The following is a 14,305-nucleotide window of genomic DNA, read 5'->3' on the forward strand; positions in this document are numbered from 1 at the left end:
AATGCATCCTGACCCTATGCGAACCCTAGGCGCGATTGTTCAACCCTTTGTGTTGGCGATGCTCGATCCCAGGGGCCAAGTCGGCCTTTGCTGCGCCGTAGGAACGTAGTTTGTCCGTGATGATCACGCGCGGTTGGCCCCAAACTTTGAACAATTTCCTGAAAAAGCGCATCGCAGCCGCCTTGTTCCGGCGGGATTGAACCAGGATGTCAAGTACGTCACCGCTGGCATCGACCGCCCGCCAGAGCCAGTGTTTACGACCCTTGATCGGCACCACAACCTCGTCGAGATGCCATTTGTCGGCCGCCCGTGGCCGATCTCGTCAGCCCTTCGCAGCAAATTGGACACCGAAACGCGCTACCCAGTCCCGGACAGATTCATAGGAAACCGTGATGCCCCGCGCCGCCAGCAGATCTTCAACGTCACGAAGACTGAGAGCAAACCGATGGTACGCCCAAACCGCGTAGCCGATGACCGAGCGCGGGAAACGGAACCTCTTGAGGCGGGTGAGATCAGACGGATTCAACATGGCATCGCGCTACAACGGCAAGTCGGTTTCAACAACTTGACAATGCCGCCAGCACAGCTTTCACGAAATAAACACTGTTGCCTGTGTATTGAATACCCGGTCGCGCAAAACGCTGGGTTGGCGACCGCTGGCAGAAACACTCGCCCGAATGCTCGATCAGGATATGATCGAAGCTGTTGCGGCGACCGGTTGACTCCACCACAGGCCTCAGCTCGGGGCAATGCAACATCCCCGAGCGAGGAGATTACAGATAAGCTGTCGGGATGGCTGTCGTGAATTTCAGCTCTTCCATCGAGATCATGGAATTGACCTGATTGAACTCGAGTTTCTGGATCATCTGTTTGTAGACAGCATCATAGGCGCCCATGTCGGGAACCACCACCTTGAGGATATAATCCACCGTGCCGGTCAGGCGATAAGCCTCGACCACCTCGGGGATTTCATCGATCAGTTCGCGAAACCGGTTGAGCCAGTTGATCTCGTGACGCGAGGTGCTGACTCCGATAAAGACGGTCAGAGGCACATTGGCCCGTGCCTGATCGACGAGGGCAACGCGCTTCTTGATCACCCCTGCTTCTTCCATCCGCTTGATACGTCGCCAGCACGGGTTGGCCGACAGGCCCACGGTCTGGGAAATTGCCTGAATCGGCGTGTCGCTGTCCTCCTGCAGGATTTCGAGAATCCGTCGGTCCGTCTCGTCGAAGGTGATGCTCTCGATCGGCTTCGATCCTGTTTTGCGACGGCGCATTTCTGTCATGTGCGAACAAACTCCAACAGAACACCTGCTGAAAACTCCGGTCCGACGGCGAGTCCGGAGGCGGTTTTGCAAAAGCTGACCTTCGCAGTCTTCAGGCAGTGCTCCGCCGCGTCAAGATCACGTACCTTGACGCGCATCGCCGTAAAGGCGCCCTTCGCGGTTCCCGAAAGATCGATGCCAGGGAAAAGCGCAGCCATACGTGCCGGTGTGGACAGGATCAGCGGCGCGGAGTTCGGCCCGGTGGTGATCTTGACCAACCCATCTTCGGTACTGACCGTGCCATCGGACCAGAGCCGGGCGAGGCGCAGCGCGTCCTCCTCGGGGGTATCGGAGATTGCAAGGATCGCATCGAGGCCGCAGGCGGTGTTCGCATGTTCGAGAAGGTCCGGTATCCAGACCGTGTCGCGGGTCTTGTGCTGACACATGAAGACCATGCCGAGCGGCACTTGGTCAGGGCTGAAGCTGACCGTGGAAAAGGCCGCGATGCCCTCGGAGCCGCCCGGCAGAGGGACCGGGCGCGAAAAGCTCCCCAAGCCCTGTGTCGCGATGCCAAGTTCGGCGAGCGCCTCGGCGGCCTGCTCGGCATCGTCGATCCGGCAGGCGATGGCATGAAGGCCCTGACCTGCGCTGGCCAGCAACGCGCGGCGGGGGGCGTTCGCCTCGGTCGGCTGGAGGATGCCGAGAAGCTCGAAGTAGTCCTGTGGAAACATGATGGTGTAATTGGCGGTGCCCTTGGCGGCGGAATGGATGCCGCGCGGCGAGAGGGTGAAGCCCAGGGCCGCGAATTGCGCGGCGGCGGCATCGAGATCGTCCACGAGGGCAAAGCAATGGTCGATGCCTTTGACGGGATGGGTCATTTTGGTCTCCAAAGGGTTTTTCTTGATATGGGGTTACGTTCGAACGGGGCTCAGAACGATTTCGGGAAGGCAGATGCCGGGCTGCATTTCGGCCACGAAAAGCGCGGTTTTCGCCATGTCTTCCGGCTGGATCATTGCGGCCATTTTCGCGGCATCAAAGCCGGGACGCTTGGCGAGCAGGGGCGTTGCAACTTCGGCGGGGCAGAGTGCGGTCGACCGGATGCCGTTCTTGCCCTCTTCGTCGTTGAGGCTGAGCGACAGGTCTGACAGCGCGTGTTTCGAAGCGCCGTAGACCGCGCCGCTCACCGACGAATGAAAGCGTCCGGCCCAGCTTGAGGTGTGAATCATCACCCCGTCCCGTTGTTCGCGCATGATCGGCAGGCAGGCGGCGATCACGTTGATTGCGCCGGTGACATTGACGTCGATCACCCGGTCCCAGCTGTCCCAGTCGAGATCGGCCCAGCTGCGCTTGGGGATGTTGAGCCCGGCGTTGTTGCACAACACGTGCAGCCCGCCAGCCCAGTCCGCGACCGTCCGGGCAATTTTCGCCATGCCGTCACGATCCGTCACATCCCCCGGCACGATCAGGGCGGTCTTCGGGTCGGGAAGGCTGGCAACCACGGCTTCAAGGCTCTCGCGTCCACGTGCGGTAAGGGCCACACGATAGCCAGCCTTTGCAAAACGCTGCGCCATGGCGGCGCCGATTCCGGAGCCTGCGCCGGTGATCCAAACGGATTTCGCCATATGTCTTGTCCCAGTGGCTTCAATCATAAGAGGTAGCTAGCACCAATTTTTAGCCATTGTGTAGATTAATTTTCGAAGCTTGTGTTGAAACTTGGTTTTCAATGTTGACTGATGCGGAATGCTGCCGTCAGGTAAGGTGGCGACACCACCATATGAGCCCGTTCAGGGCCGCTTAACCGACCAGGGGAGCCAGGACAGATGACATTGATGAAGAAACGGGCGGGGCTTGCGCTCGCCTTGACCGGGGCCCTTAGCTCTGCGGCCTTCATGGCCAGTGCGCAGGAAGAGGTGCAAAAGGGCGGCACCGCCATCATCCACATGATTTCCGAACAACGCATTCTGAACCCGGGGCTGCGTGCGTCGACGGGGGTTTACAACATCACCGGCAAGATCATGGAGCCGCTGATCGACAAGAGCTATGACGGCTATGAGCCGGTTCTGGCGACCGAATGGACTGGCTCGGACGACGGCAAGACCATCACGCTGAAGCTGCGCGACGGGGTGAACTGGCACGATGGCGAGCCGTTCACATGCGATGACGTGGCCTTTTCTGCCATCGAACTCTGGAAAAAGCTTCTGAACTACTCTTCCGCGCTTCAGGCAAATCTGGAAAGCGTCGATTGCCCGGATCCGCTCACGGCCGTGTTCAACTATTCCAAGCCGATGCCGATCGAGCTGTTCGTGGCCGCCATGCCCGATCTGGGTCACCCGGTGCCGAAGCACCTCTACGAGGGCACGGACATCCTCAAGAGCGAATACAATACCGCGCCGGTCGGCACCGGTCCGTTCAAGTTCGTCGAATACGAGCGCGGCCAATACGTTCTGGCCGAAAAGAACGAGGATTACTGGCGCGAAGGGTTCCCCTATCTCGACCGTATCGTCTGGCGATTCATCAAGGACAAATCCGCTGCCGCTGCCGCACTCGAGGCGGGCGAGGTGCATGAATCGGGCTTTATCGGGGTGTCGATGGCGGACGTCGAACGCTTCAGCAAGGATGAGCGGTTCGACGTCGGCACCAAGGGATACGAGAACAACGTTGCCCACTCGACGGTGGAATTCAACCACCGCAACCCGATCATGGCCGATCTGCAGGTGCGTCAGGCGATGTACCATGGCCTCGATATCGACTATGCGATCAACACGATCATGCATGGCTTTGCCGAGCCGGGCCGTGGCCCTGTTCCGAGCGCGGGCGGCCTCAACTACACGGACGACGTGCCAACCTATGACTACGATCCGGAGCTGGCCAAGACGCTGCTGGACGAGGCGGGCTATCCCGTCAAGGACGATGGCTATCGTTTCCAGTTGCGTCACCGTCCGGCGCCCTGGGGGGAATACACCCAGCTTTGGGCAGAGTATTTTTCTCAGGCGATGAAGGAGATCGACATCGATGTCCAGATCCTGACCAACGACGCGCCCGGCTTCCTGAACGGTGTCTATCGTGACCATGATTTCGACACCGCAAACGGCTGGCACCAGTTCCGCTCGGACCCGGCGGTTTCCACCATGGTCTGGCTGCGTTCCGGTCAACCGGAAGGCACGCCCTGGACCAACCAGTTCGGCTGGAAGAGCGATGAGATCGACGCGATGATCGACGCCGCGGCCTCGGAACTCGACGTCGAGAAGCGCGCCGCGATGTATCACGAGATCCAGGTCAAGGCGATGGAAGAGCTGCCGGTGATCTTCGCGATCGAACACCCGTTCATCTCGGTGACCTCCACGAAGCTTCACAATCATCACAACACGCCGCGGTGGAACTCTTCGAGCTGGTACGACCTCTGGCTCGAGCAGTGACTTGACTGCTGGCGGGCGCGTCTTCTTGCGTGCCCGCCGCTTCGCTGCTCCTTGCTTACGATCCCGAAGGATCCAGGAATAATGACATTGCGTATGCCCCCAATCCTGATCTACGCGCTTCGGCGTCTGCTTCAGGCCATTCCCGTGGTCGTCCTGATCATGATCGGCACCTTCCTTCTGCTCAAGCTTGCGCCCGGAGACACGGTCGATGCGCTTGTCGGCGACATGGGGGGCGCCGATGCTGCCTTCATCGCGCGGCTGCGGGCGGAATACGGGCTGGATCAACCGATCTGGGTTCAGCTCTGGCGCTACATGACCAAGCTGGCCACGTTCGATTTCGGCTGGTCTTTCGTCTATGAACAACCGGTTTCGACCGTCCTGATGGACCGGCTCGGCACCACCCTTCTGCTGATGGCGGCCTCGCTGAGCATCGCCTTCACGGCGGGCATCACGCTGGGGGCGATTGCCGCGCGCCGGGCCTATTCAGTGACCGACAACCTGATCTCCATCCTTGGCCTCGTGTTCTATGCGACGCCGTCGTTTTTCCTGTCTCTCATGCTGATGCTGGTGTTTTCCGTCAAGCTTGGCTGGCTGCCGGTGGGCGGAATCAAGACCATCGCTGCCTTTTACACCGGCTGGGATCACGTCTGGGATGTGGCACGCCACCTGATCATGCCGACGGCTGCGCTGTCGCTGATCTATCTGGCCTTTTACCTGCGCCTGATGCGCGCCTCGGTGATGGAAGTCGCCGATCTCGACTATGTCCGCACTGCCCGCGCCAAGGGCGCCCGGGAAGGCCGTCTGATGATCCACCACATCATGCGCAACGCGCTGTTGCCGGTGATCACGTTGCTGGGGTTGCAATTCTCTACCGTGCTGGGCGGTTCCATCGTGGTCGAAACCATCTTCACCCTGCCGGGACTGGGGCAGCTTGCCTACCAATCCGTCGTGCAGCGCGACATGAACACGCTGATGGGCATCATTTTCCTCTGCGCGATCATCGTCGTCGTCGTCAATTTCCTCACCGACCTGCTTTACGCACGTCTCGACAGCCGGATCGAACTCGCATGACCCTCGCCGATGCTCAAATCGCCCCGCCAGAGCCCCCGCGCCATGTGATGTTCTGGCGTCGCTACAAACGCAACCGTGCCGCGGTTCTGGGGTTGGTTCTCTTTGCCGTCGTGGTGCTCATGGCGCTGTCGGCGGGCGTCATCGACCCGGGCGACCCGCTGCGCCGCGCCGGTGAGCCGCTGACCCCGCCTTTTGTCAATTGGCAGACACCGCTGGGCACCGATCAGCTGGGGCGCGATGTGATGTCCGGCGTGTTCTACGGCGCGCGCATCTCGCTTCTGATCGGCGTTGTCGCCACGCTGGTCGCCATTGTCATCGGCGTCGTGATCGGTGCCTTGGCCGGCTATTTCGGCGGCTGGGTCGATGATCTTCTGATGCGCATCACCGAGGCGTTCCAGACCATCCCGAACTTTGTCCTGCTGCTGGCGCTCGTCGCCATCATGGGCTCGAAGATCGAGTGGATCACGCTGGCGATCGGGATCGTCAGCTGGACCGCACCGGCCCGCATGGTGCGCGCCGAGTTCATGTCGCTGAGGGGGCGCGAATTCGTCGATGCGGCGCGCAATCTCGGGGTGTCGAACACCTCGATCATCTTCCGCGAGATCCTGCCGAACGCCCTGCCGCCGATCGTGGTCTATGCCTCGGTCATTATGGCCCTGTCCATCCTGATGGAAAGCGCGCTGGCCTTTCTGGCATTGGGGGATCCGAACTATGCCAGTTGGGGCAACATGATCGGGCAGGGCCGCGCGGTGCTGCGCTCTGCCCCTTATTGCGCCGTGATCCCCGGCATCGCGATCATCTTTACCGTACTCTCTTTCTCGCTGCTGGGTGAGGGGCTGAACGACGCGCTCAATCCGAGGCAAAAGAAATGACAACCACAGCTCGATCCGTTCTCGAACTTCGCAAGCTGCAGATTTCTCTGCCGAAGGGCGCCGACCGCCCCCATGCGCTCGAAGCGCTGGATCTGACCATAAAGGCGGGTGAAATCGTCTGTCTGGTGGGGGAAAGCGGATCGGGAAAATCGCTGTGCGCCGGGGCGATCATGGGGCTTTTGCCCGAACCACATGTGCGCGTCACTGGCGGCGCGATCCGGTTCATGGGCGAAGAGCTGCGTGGGAAATCCGAGGCACAGATGCGCGCGTTGCGCGGGGCTGATATCTCGATGATCTTTCAGGAACCGATGACCGCGCTCAACCCGCAGAAAACGGTCGGTTGGCAGATCGACGAGGTGTTGCGCCTGCACGCGAAGATGACCAAGACCGAGCGAAAGGCCCGCGCCATCGAGATGCTCGAACGGGTTCACATCCCCGATCCCCCCTCGGCCTACAACGCCTATCCGCATCAGGTCTCTGGCGGGCAGCGGCAACGGGTGATGATCGCGATGTCCCTGGTGCTGTCCCCGAAATTGATCATCGCGGACGAGCCGACCACGGCGCTTGATGTCACCACGCAATTGCAGATCCTCAAGCTTATTCGCGAGCTGCAGGACGAAGAGGGCGCCGGGGTTCTGTTCATCACCCATGATTTCGGCGTGGTGGCGGAGATCGCCGACAAGGTCGCCGTGCTCTGTCGCGGAGAGCTGGTCGAAAGCGGCACCACCGACGCGGTTCTGAACCATCCGCAGCACCCATACACCAAGGCGTTGATCGGGGCGGTGCCCGCGCTGACGCCACCGCCGGTCAAGGCCGCCTCGACTGCGCCCGTGGTGCTCAAGGGCACCGGACTGAAAAAGACCTTTGCTGCGCGGGGCGGCTTGCTTTCGGGCAAGCGCAAAGCAGTCACGGCGGTCAAGGATCTCAGCTTCGAGCTGCGCCAGGGCGAGACCCTCGGCGTGGTCGGCGAAAGCGGGTCGGGCAAGACCACGGTGTCGCGGATCGTGACGCGGCTGTTGGAATGCGATCAGGGCTCGGTCGAGCTGGACGGGACGGATCTGCTGGCCGCCTCGCCCAAAGAACTGCGCGCGCTGCGCCAGCATATCCAGATGGTGTTCCAAGACCCGATGGCTTCGCTCAATCCGCGCAAACGGGTGGTCGACCTGATTGCCCAGGGCCCGATCGTGCATGGGGCCAATCCCCAGAAAGCCCGCGAGCAGGCCAAGAAGCTGCTGGAACTGGTGGAGCTTTCCCCCGCTGCCGCCAACCGGTTTCCGCATGAGTTTTCTGGCGGACAGCGCCAGCGGATCGGCATCGCGCGTGCCCTTGCGATGGAGCCCAAGGTGATCGTCGCCGATGAACCGGTCTCGGCGCTGGATGTTTCGGTGCAGGCGCAGGTGCTCAAACTGCTCGTGGACCTGCGCGACCGGCTCAACCTGTCGCTGCTGTTCGTGACCCACGATCTGCGGGTCGCGGCGCAACTGTGCGACAGGATCATCGTCATGCAAAAAGGTGAAATCGTCGAGAGTGGGCTGACCGCCGAGGTCTTTGCCAACCCGCAGCACCCCTATACGCAGAACCTTCTGTCATCCATTCCCGGCCGCGACTGGACGCCCCCTTCGCTGCAACCGGATGCCGCCTGAGGACACTCTATGGACTTCAAGGATATCCGCAGCGCCCTGATCGGCGAGGGGACGGCGATTGCCGGCCCCTTCGGTCCCCGCGCGCTGATCTATGCCGATTACGTCGCCTCGGGCCGCGCGCTCGGGTTCATCGAAGATGCGATCCGCACCCATGTGTTGCCCTATTACGGCAATACCCATACCGAGACCTCTTTCGTCGGGCGGCGCACCACGCAACTGCGGGAAATGGCCCGTGAGGCGGTGCGCAAGGCGGTGAATGCCGATGCGGACCACGCGGTGATCTTTACCGGATCCGGGGCGACCGGGGCGGTCGACAAGCTGGTGCGGGCCTTTGCGATGAAAGGTCTTGCGCAGGCTGTGGTCTTTGTCGGGCCCTATGAACACCACTCCAATGACTTGCCGTGGCGCGAAAGCGGCGCGACACTCGTGCGCGTGCCGCTGACCGAGGCTGGCACGATTTGCGTCGAGGCGCTGGCGCGCGAACTCGCGATCCATGCCGATGCGCCGCTCAAGATCGGGGCGTTTTCGGCTGCGTCCAACGTGACCGGTGTGCGTACTGATCTGCGCAGCATCGCGCGCCTGCTGCATTCGCATGGCGCCTATTGCGTCGCCGATTACGCGGCGGCGGCGCCCTATATGCCCGTCGATCTGGCCGCGAGCGCCGAAGACGCGGGCGATCGGATCGACGCGGCGGTGATCTCGCCGCACAAGTTTCCCGGTGGGCCGGGGGCGTCCGGCGTGCTGATCGCCGAGCGCAGCCTGTTTAACACAGCGCGACCAACGCGGACAGGCGGCGGCACTGTAAGTTACGTGACGGCGACGGGGCACAGCTATATTTCCGACCCCGAGCACCGCGAAGAGGGGGGCACGCCCGCGATCATCGACGACATTCGCGCCGGCATGGTGATGCAGCTCAAACGAGACATGGACGAAGCCCGCGTCGAAGCCCGCGAGACCGTGCTGACACGCCGGATGGAAGGCGCCCTTCGCGCCATTCCGGGCATGGAGCTTCTGGGGCCCTCGAACGTGCCGCGCCTTGGGATCTTTTCTTTCAACCTGCGCGTCAAAGGCAAGGTGTTGCATCACAACTATGTCGTGGCGTTGCTCAATGACCTGTTCGGCATTCAGGCCCGTGGCGGCTGTTCTTGCGCCGGGCCGTATGGGCATGCCTTGCTTGACATCGACCAGCCGACCAGCGCCCGCCATGAGGCGGCCGTCCGGCAGGGCCACTCGATCTTCCGTCCGGGCTGGGCGCGGTTTGGCGTGAACTGGTTCTTCGAAGAAGACGATGTGGACAAGATCGCCCGTGCCGTCCGCTTTGTCTCGGAACATGGTCTGGACATGCTGGCCTATTATCAGCTTGATGCGGTCGAAGGCATCTGGCGCGCGACGCCCTGGTTTGAGGACAGCTGCCCATCGGCGCTCTCTGCGCTTTGGCAGGGATCTGTCGCGACCAAAGACGCGGTGCCCGACTTTGAAACCTGCCTCGAAGACGCCCGACGCCTGGCCCAAAGCGCCAAGGAGCAAGGCCTTGAGGCCGCACCTGTCCTGTCGCCCGAGGAGGAATCGCTGTGCTGGTTCTGGTTGCCGCAGGACGTGGCGGGCCTGACGATGGAAGGGGCTGCATGATGGCGGTTGAATTCCCGAAATCGCTCTGGGCCGCCACGGCGATGGGCCGACAGCTGTCCGCGTCCTTGCAAGGCGTCGAAGAGACCGACGTCGCGGTGATCGGCGCGGGGTTTACCGGCCTGTCAGCGGCCATCGAGGCGCGCAAACGTGGTCATGCGGTCACCGTGCTCGAGGGCAAGGCGGTGGGCTGGGGCGCATCGGGGCGCAACAACGGTCAGGTCATTCCGATCCTGACCTCGGCCGAGCCTGATGTCTGGGTCTCGCGCTATGGTGAGGTGGGCAAGCGCATGGTCCGGCTCATCGGCAACTCGGGCGATGTGCTGTTCGATCTGGTGCGCGATTTCGACATGCAGGCTGAAGCGGAGCAAAGCGGCTGGTTTCAGCCCGCGCACAGCCCCGGACGCGTAAAGCTATCGCAAAAACGGGTGGATGCATGGCAACGCCATGGCTTCCCTGCCGAGATCAGGGACGCGAAAGACTGTGCCGACCTTCTGGGTACGGATTTCTGGCATGGTGGCATGTTCAACCCGACGGGGGGCCATATCAACCCGCTGGCCCTTGCGCGAGAAATGGCTCGCGTGGCCGAACATCTGGGCGCGGTGATCCACGAAGAAAGCCTCGCCACATCGTTTGAACGGGTCGGCAGCCAATGGGTGATCAAGACCCCCAAGGGCACTTTGAAAGCCCGCGCCCTGATCATGGCAAGCAACGCCTATACGGGCGAGCTGGTGCCGCGGCTCGCCCCCCGCATCGCGCGCTCTGTGGTGCCGGTGCTGAGCTGGCAAATGGCCACCGAGCCCGTGGGCGACAACCTGCGTCAGAAAATCCTGCCGGGGCGTCAGGCCGTATCCGACACGCGCGGTGATCTGCGGTTCTTCCGCTATGACGCGCGAAACCGGCTGATCACAGGCGGGGCGGTGATCGGGTCTGTGAACGTGGCCAACCGCGTACGCCGGAAAGCCGCGGAAAATCTTGCCGAAGCCTTCCCCGAATTGGGGGTGCCGGAGATGACCCATGTCTGGTCTGGCTATATCGGCATGAATTGGGACCGCTTCCCGCGCATTCATAAACTGGGCCCCGATGGATGGGCTTGGATCGGGTGTAACGGGCGCGGCGTGGCCCTTGGCACCTCGCTGGGGCGCGAACTGGCCCGCGCCGCCACCGGCCAACCCGAGGATGAACTGGCTCTGCCGGTGAGCGAGCCCACGCCATTTGCGATGCACGGCCTCGTGCGACGCGTGGCCCCAACCTATCTGGCCTGGCTCAAACGTCAGGACCACAAGGAGATCAGATCTTGACACAGACACCCATGGCAGAGGCCAAAGGCATGGACCTGAACGACATCCCGATCCTGCTACGCCGCAAGGTCGAGGCGATGATCCTCAAGCATGTGCTCGATGTGATCACCGAGCGTTCTGGCCGCGAAGAGGCAGAGGCGGTGATCGGCGCGGCCTGTTCGAAATCCGCGATCGAGCAGGGGCAAATGCTGGCCGACGATCTGGGGCATGCGCCCGACCTGACGGATTTCGCCGCAATCCAGCCGAACTGGACCCGTGAGGATGCGCTCCGGATCGAGACCATCGAGATGTCCGAAGAGAAGATGGATTTCAACGTCGTGAAATGCCGCTATGCGGAGATGTATCAGGAAATGGGGCTGGGCGATATCGGCCATCTGCTGTCCTGCAACCGGGATGGTGATTTCTGTATCGGCTACAACCCAGAGATCGAAATGACCCGGACACAGACGATCATGAAGGGCGCGAGTCACTGTGATTTCCGCTACCGCATGAAAAAGGAGGCCTGAGGCCATGGCTGTCGAAAACTGGGTCGCCAAGGAGGTCGCGGAGCTGACGGAATTCCGCCGTGATCTGCACATGAACCCTGAGCTTCTCTATGACGTGACACGCACCGCGCAGAAGGTGGCCGAGGCGCTGCGCGCGGCGGGTGTGGACGAGGTTCACGAGGGCGTTGGACAGACCGGCGTCGTTGGTGTGATCCAGGGCCAGGGCAATGGCTCGGGCCGGATGATCGGGCTGCGGGCCGATATGGATGCCTTGCCGATCATCGAGGAAACCGGCGCACCCTATGCCTCGCAAACCCCGGGCAAAATGCATGCCTGCGGCCATGACGGTCATACGACGATGCTATTGGGCGCGGCGCGGCATCTGGCAGAAAGCCGGGCCTTCGACGGCACTGTGATCGTCATTTTCCAGCCCGCCGAAGAGGGGGGCGCAGGGGCACGGGCGATGATCGAGGATGGTCTCTTTACCCGCTGGCCCTGTGACGAAGTCTACGCCATGCACAACCGTCCGAACCTGCCTGTCGGACAGTTCACCATCAATTCCGGGCCGATCATGGGCTCGGTCGACGAGTTGAAAATCACCATCACCGGGCGCGGTGGACACGCGGCGCGGCCCGAACAGACCATCGATCCGCTGCCCATCGCGGGCGCCCTGTTGCAGGCGGTGCAGACTCTGACCTCGCGCAACATGGACCCGATCGACAGCGCGGTGATTTCGCTCTGTACCATTCAGGCCGGGAATGCGTTCAACGTCATTCCGCAAGACCTCACCATGACCGGCACGGTGCGCACATTGCGCGAAGAGGTGCGCGACATGATCGAGATGCGCCTTGAGACGATGGTGGGCAATATCGCGGCCGCCTACGGGGCTGTCGGCACGCTCGAATACACCCGGCATTACCCGGTGACGGTCAACCATGAGCGGGAAACCGAACTGGCCGCGATGGCGGCGCAAGAGGTGGCCGGCATCGAAAACGTCCACCTCGACATGCCGCAAACGCTGGGTGGTGAGGATTTCTCCTTCATGCTCAACGAGGTCCCCGGCGCGATGATCAATGTCGGCAACGGCCCATCCGCAGGCCTTCATCACCCGAGATATGATTTCAACGACGAGGTGATCGCTTGGGGGAGTTCCTATTGGACGACCCTGGTGCGGCAGAGGTTGCCGCTGACCTGACAGCGTGCGTGGTCGTGGCGCTACCATGACGAACTTGCCCCGTAATGCTTGCTTCCAACCTTGAGAAAGGATCACACCATCAAACCGTGGGATCAAACACCTCAGCCCGTCGCGCGTGATTGGCTGGTGGTAGGCGATGGAGGCCAGCACCGCGACGTCAAATTCATTCAGATCCAGAAACTGGTCGCCGACATCCGCCGCAGCGCGGATCGCGGCGGCGTAGATAGCCCGCCCCTCCAGCTCGGCTGACAGGCCTTCAACCAGCAGATCGACCGAGGCCCCCTGCCCCACCACACGCGCCAGATCCCCGCGCGGCACCGGCGAGGAAGAGGCAAACAGCACCGCCTCGATCCGGCGCATCCATTCGCGCCAGCGCAGCTCCGGCGGCAGGTCGGACAACTCGCGGTCAAGTTCAGGGTCGCGACAATCCTTCACCATCGCTCAGACCCCGTAGAGCCGGAAGGTATCGCGGCCCGTGAGTTCGCGCACCGCAGCGAGATCGACCAGCCGGTCGCAGAGCCGTCGCGCGGCGCGATCGGGCAACGGAAGGGCCGTGGGCGCCACGGCATCGCGGGTCAGGAACATCTCGACGGCGACGCCCGCCGCCTTGGCCCGCAGCTTCGGGGTGACTGCCTTCAGATGCGCCGCCCGGCGGGTGAGGTCGGAGGAAAGCCGAACTGCCTCAGAGACCAATCCAATCAGCGCGCGATGACAGGCCAGGCGCAGGTCGTCGCCCTGCCGACGTAGATCTGCGCGTTTCAGGCCCGTGGCCAGCAGCGGGACCAGATAAGGCCAGCCAAGGGCCTGCGCGAGGGCAGCATCGGCAAGCACCAACGCCGTCGCATTCGCGCGAAGGGCATCGGGCAGCACCCTTTCCAGATCCATCGCCGCGCGGGTTACCGGCATTCCGCGTCCCGCGTCGCGCCAGGTGGCGATCTGGCCGGGGTCGAGGCTTGGCAGGGCACGGGCCAGCGCCTTGACCGAAAGGGCCCGTTCTGCAGCGCGGCGCCAGGCCAGGCAGGTTTCCCCCGCCGGTCCCGGCAGATCCCCCGGGCGCAGATGGTGGATTGCGTCGCGCAGCTCCGCTATCCGCTCCGGACGCCCGGAAACGCAACGCAAACCGCCGCGGCCCGCAGCGCCAGCCTGTCGCGCAGCAGGGCGTACGGCACCTCCCCGCGCTCCAACACAAGGTGCAGATGGCTCAGCCCCGAGCCCGACAAAAAAAACGCAAAATCTTCAATGGTTTCAGCGCGCGCATTTGTGACCCTGGAGGTCATCCTGTCCGTCGCACGCCATCCCCGCATCCTGCTGCTGTTCCTCCTCCGGTAGGTCGATCAGACCTTGCGTCGACGCGGTCCAGCCCTCCCGGACCGATCTGCACCGACCTCAAACGGTGTTTTTTGCCTATATATTCCGCCAAAACCGCCGCAT

11 protein-coding genes and 3 pseudogenes are annotated in these 14,305 nt (G+C 62.4%); 8 read left to right on the plus strand and 6 right to left on the minus strand.

The annotated features are described in order from the left end of the window. Positions 1 to 28: 28 nt before the first annotated feature. The 4 genes and pseudogenes from KO516_RS12475 to KO516_RS12490 form a co-directional block, all read right to left on the minus strand. Positions 29 to 529 (minus strand): annotated as a pseudogene (locus KO516_RS12475) (IS6 family transposase); the annotation flags it as partial. A 244-nt stretch (positions 530 to 773) separates the two neighbouring features. Then, the gene (locus tag KO516_RS12480) at positions 774 to 1,286 is read right to left on the minus strand and encodes an Lrp/AsnC family transcriptional regulator (protein ID WP_216004123.1); all 513 of its coding nucleotides are present in this window, start codon (positions 1,284 to 1,286) and stop codon (positions 774 to 776) included. Beyond that, positions 1,283 to 2,143 (minus strand): VOC family protein, encoded by an 861-nt coding sequence (locus tag KO516_RS12485; RefSeq protein WP_216004124.1) that lies wholly within the window; start codon positions 2,141 to 2,143, stop codon positions 1,283 to 1,285. Before KO516_RS12485 ends, KO516_RS12480 begins: the two co-directional genes overlap by 4 nt. Before the next feature lie 33 nt (positions 2,144 to 2,176). Next, entirely contained in the window at positions 2,177 to 2,887 is a 711-nt protein-coding gene (locus tag KO516_RS12490) for an SDR family oxidoreductase (RefSeq protein ID WP_216004125.1), read from the minus strand. 198 nt (positions 2,888 to 3,085) lie between these two features. Between KO516_RS12490 and KO516_RS12495 the strand changes: the two genes are divergently transcribed. From KO516_RS12495 to KO516_RS12530, 8 genes are all read left to right on the plus strand, one after another. After that, positions 3,086 to 4,681, plus strand: a complete 1,596-nt coding sequence (locus tag KO516_RS12495; RefSeq protein ID WP_216004126.1) for an ABC transporter substrate-binding protein — start codon at positions 3,086 to 3,088, stop codon at positions 4,679 to 4,681. A gap of 93 nt (positions 4,682 to 4,774) precedes the next feature. Then, entirely contained in the window at positions 4,775 to 5,752 is a 978-nt protein-coding gene (locus KO516_RS12500; RefSeq protein WP_252737581.1) for an ABC transporter permease, read from the plus strand. Continuing rightward, the gene (locus KO516_RS12505) at positions 5,749 to 6,624 is read left to right on the plus strand and encodes an ABC transporter permease (RefSeq protein WP_252737577.1); all 876 of its coding nucleotides are present in this window, start codon (positions 5,749 to 5,751) and stop codon (positions 6,622 to 6,624) included. The genes KO516_RS12500 and KO516_RS12505 overlap by 4 nt, the downstream gene beginning before the upstream one ends. Next, the gene (locus KO516_RS12510) at positions 6,621 to 8,267 is read left to right on the plus strand and encodes an ABC transporter ATP-binding protein (RefSeq protein ID WP_216004128.1); all 1,647 of its coding nucleotides are present in this window, start codon (positions 6,621 to 6,623) and stop codon (positions 8,265 to 8,267) included. Before KO516_RS12505 ends, KO516_RS12510 begins: the two co-directional genes overlap by 4 nt. Before the next feature lie 9 nt (positions 8,268 to 8,276). Continuing rightward, the gene (locus tag KO516_RS12515) at positions 8,277 to 9,896 is read left to right on the plus strand and encodes an aminotransferase class V-fold PLP-dependent enzyme (RefSeq protein ID WP_216004129.1); all 1,620 of its coding nucleotides are present in this window, start codon (positions 8,277 to 8,279) and stop codon (positions 9,894 to 9,896) included. After that, positions 9,893 to 11,194: an FAD-binding oxidoreductase gene (locus tag KO516_RS12520; protein ID WP_216004130.1), complete on the plus strand. Its 1,302-nt coding sequence runs from the start codon at positions 9,893 to 9,895 to the stop codon at positions 11,192 to 11,194. Before KO516_RS12515 ends, KO516_RS12520 begins: the two co-directional genes overlap by 4 nt. Then, a complete protein-coding gene (locus KO516_RS12525) occupies positions 11,191 to 11,700 on the plus strand; it encodes an L-2-amino-thiazoline-4-carboxylic acid hydrolase (RefSeq protein WP_252737578.1) in 510 nt (169 codons plus the stop codon). The genes KO516_RS12520 and KO516_RS12525 overlap by 4 nt, the downstream gene beginning before the upstream one ends. 4 nt (positions 11,701 to 11,704) lie before the next feature. Continuing rightward, complete coding sequence (locus KO516_RS12530; protein WP_216004131.1) at positions 11,705 to 12,874, plus strand: M20 aminoacylase family protein; 1,170 nt, start codon at positions 11,705 to 11,707, stop codon at positions 12,872 to 12,874. A gap of 99 nt (positions 12,875 to 12,973) precedes the next feature. On the opposite strand, the pseudogene KO516_RS24240 reads toward KO516_RS12530, so the two are convergent. After that, positions 12,974 to 13,312, minus strand: a pseudogene (locus tag KO516_RS24240) (SMC-Scp complex subunit ScpB); the annotation flags it as partial. 3 nt (positions 13,313 to 13,315) lie between these two features. After that, positions 13,316 to 14,151 (minus strand): annotated as a pseudogene (locus tag KO516_RS12535) (DUF1403 family protein). Positions 14,152 to 14,305: the final 154 nt, after the last annotated feature.

Source organism: Citreicella sp. C3M06 (assembly GCF_018860705.1).
GTDB lineage: Bacteria > Pseudomonadota > Alphaproteobacteria > Rhodobacterales > Rhodobacteraceae > Salipiger.

What these genes read in the sequence shown, in the direction of transcription:
- KO516_RS12500 (WP_252737581.1), top strand. Translation starts at nt 4,775, where the DNA reads ATGCCCCCAATCCTGATCTACGCGCTTCGGCGTCTGCTTCAGGCCATT.
- KO516_RS12530 (WP_216004131.1), top strand. Translation starts at nt 11,705, where the DNA reads ATGGCTGTCGAAAACTGGGTCGCCAAGGAGGTCGCGGAGCTGACGGAA.
- KO516_RS12505 (WP_252737577.1), top strand. Translation starts at nt 5,749, where the DNA reads ATGACCCTCGCCGATGCTCAAATCGCCCCGCCAGAGCCCCCGCGCCAT.
- KO516_RS12485 (WP_216004124.1), bottom strand. Translation starts at nt 2,143, where the DNA reads ATGACCCATCCCGTCAAAGGCATCGACCATTGCTTTGCCCTCGTGGAC.
- KO516_RS12520 (WP_216004130.1), top strand. Translation starts at nt 9,893, where the DNA reads ATGATGGCGGTTGAATTCCCGAAATCGCTCTGGGCCGCCACGGCGATG.
- KO516_RS12495 (WP_216004126.1), top strand. Translation starts at nt 3,086, where the DNA reads ATGACATTGATGAAGAAACGGGCGGGGCTTGCGCTCGCCTTGACCGGG.
- KO516_RS12515 (WP_216004129.1), top strand. Translation starts at nt 8,277, where the DNA reads ATGGACTTCAAGGATATCCGCAGCGCCCTGATCGGCGAGGGGACGGCG.
- KO516_RS12490 (WP_216004125.1), bottom strand. Translation starts at nt 2,887, where the DNA reads ATGGCGAAATCCGTTTGGATCACCGGCGCAGGCTCCGGAATCGGCGCC.
- KO516_RS12510 (WP_216004128.1), top strand. Translation starts at nt 6,621, where the DNA reads ATGACAACCACAGCTCGATCCGTTCTCGAACTTCGCAAGCTGCAGATT.
- KO516_RS12480 (WP_216004123.1), bottom strand. Translation starts at nt 1,286, where the DNA reads ATGACAGAAATGCGCCGTCGCAAAACAGGATCGAAGCCGATCGAGAGC.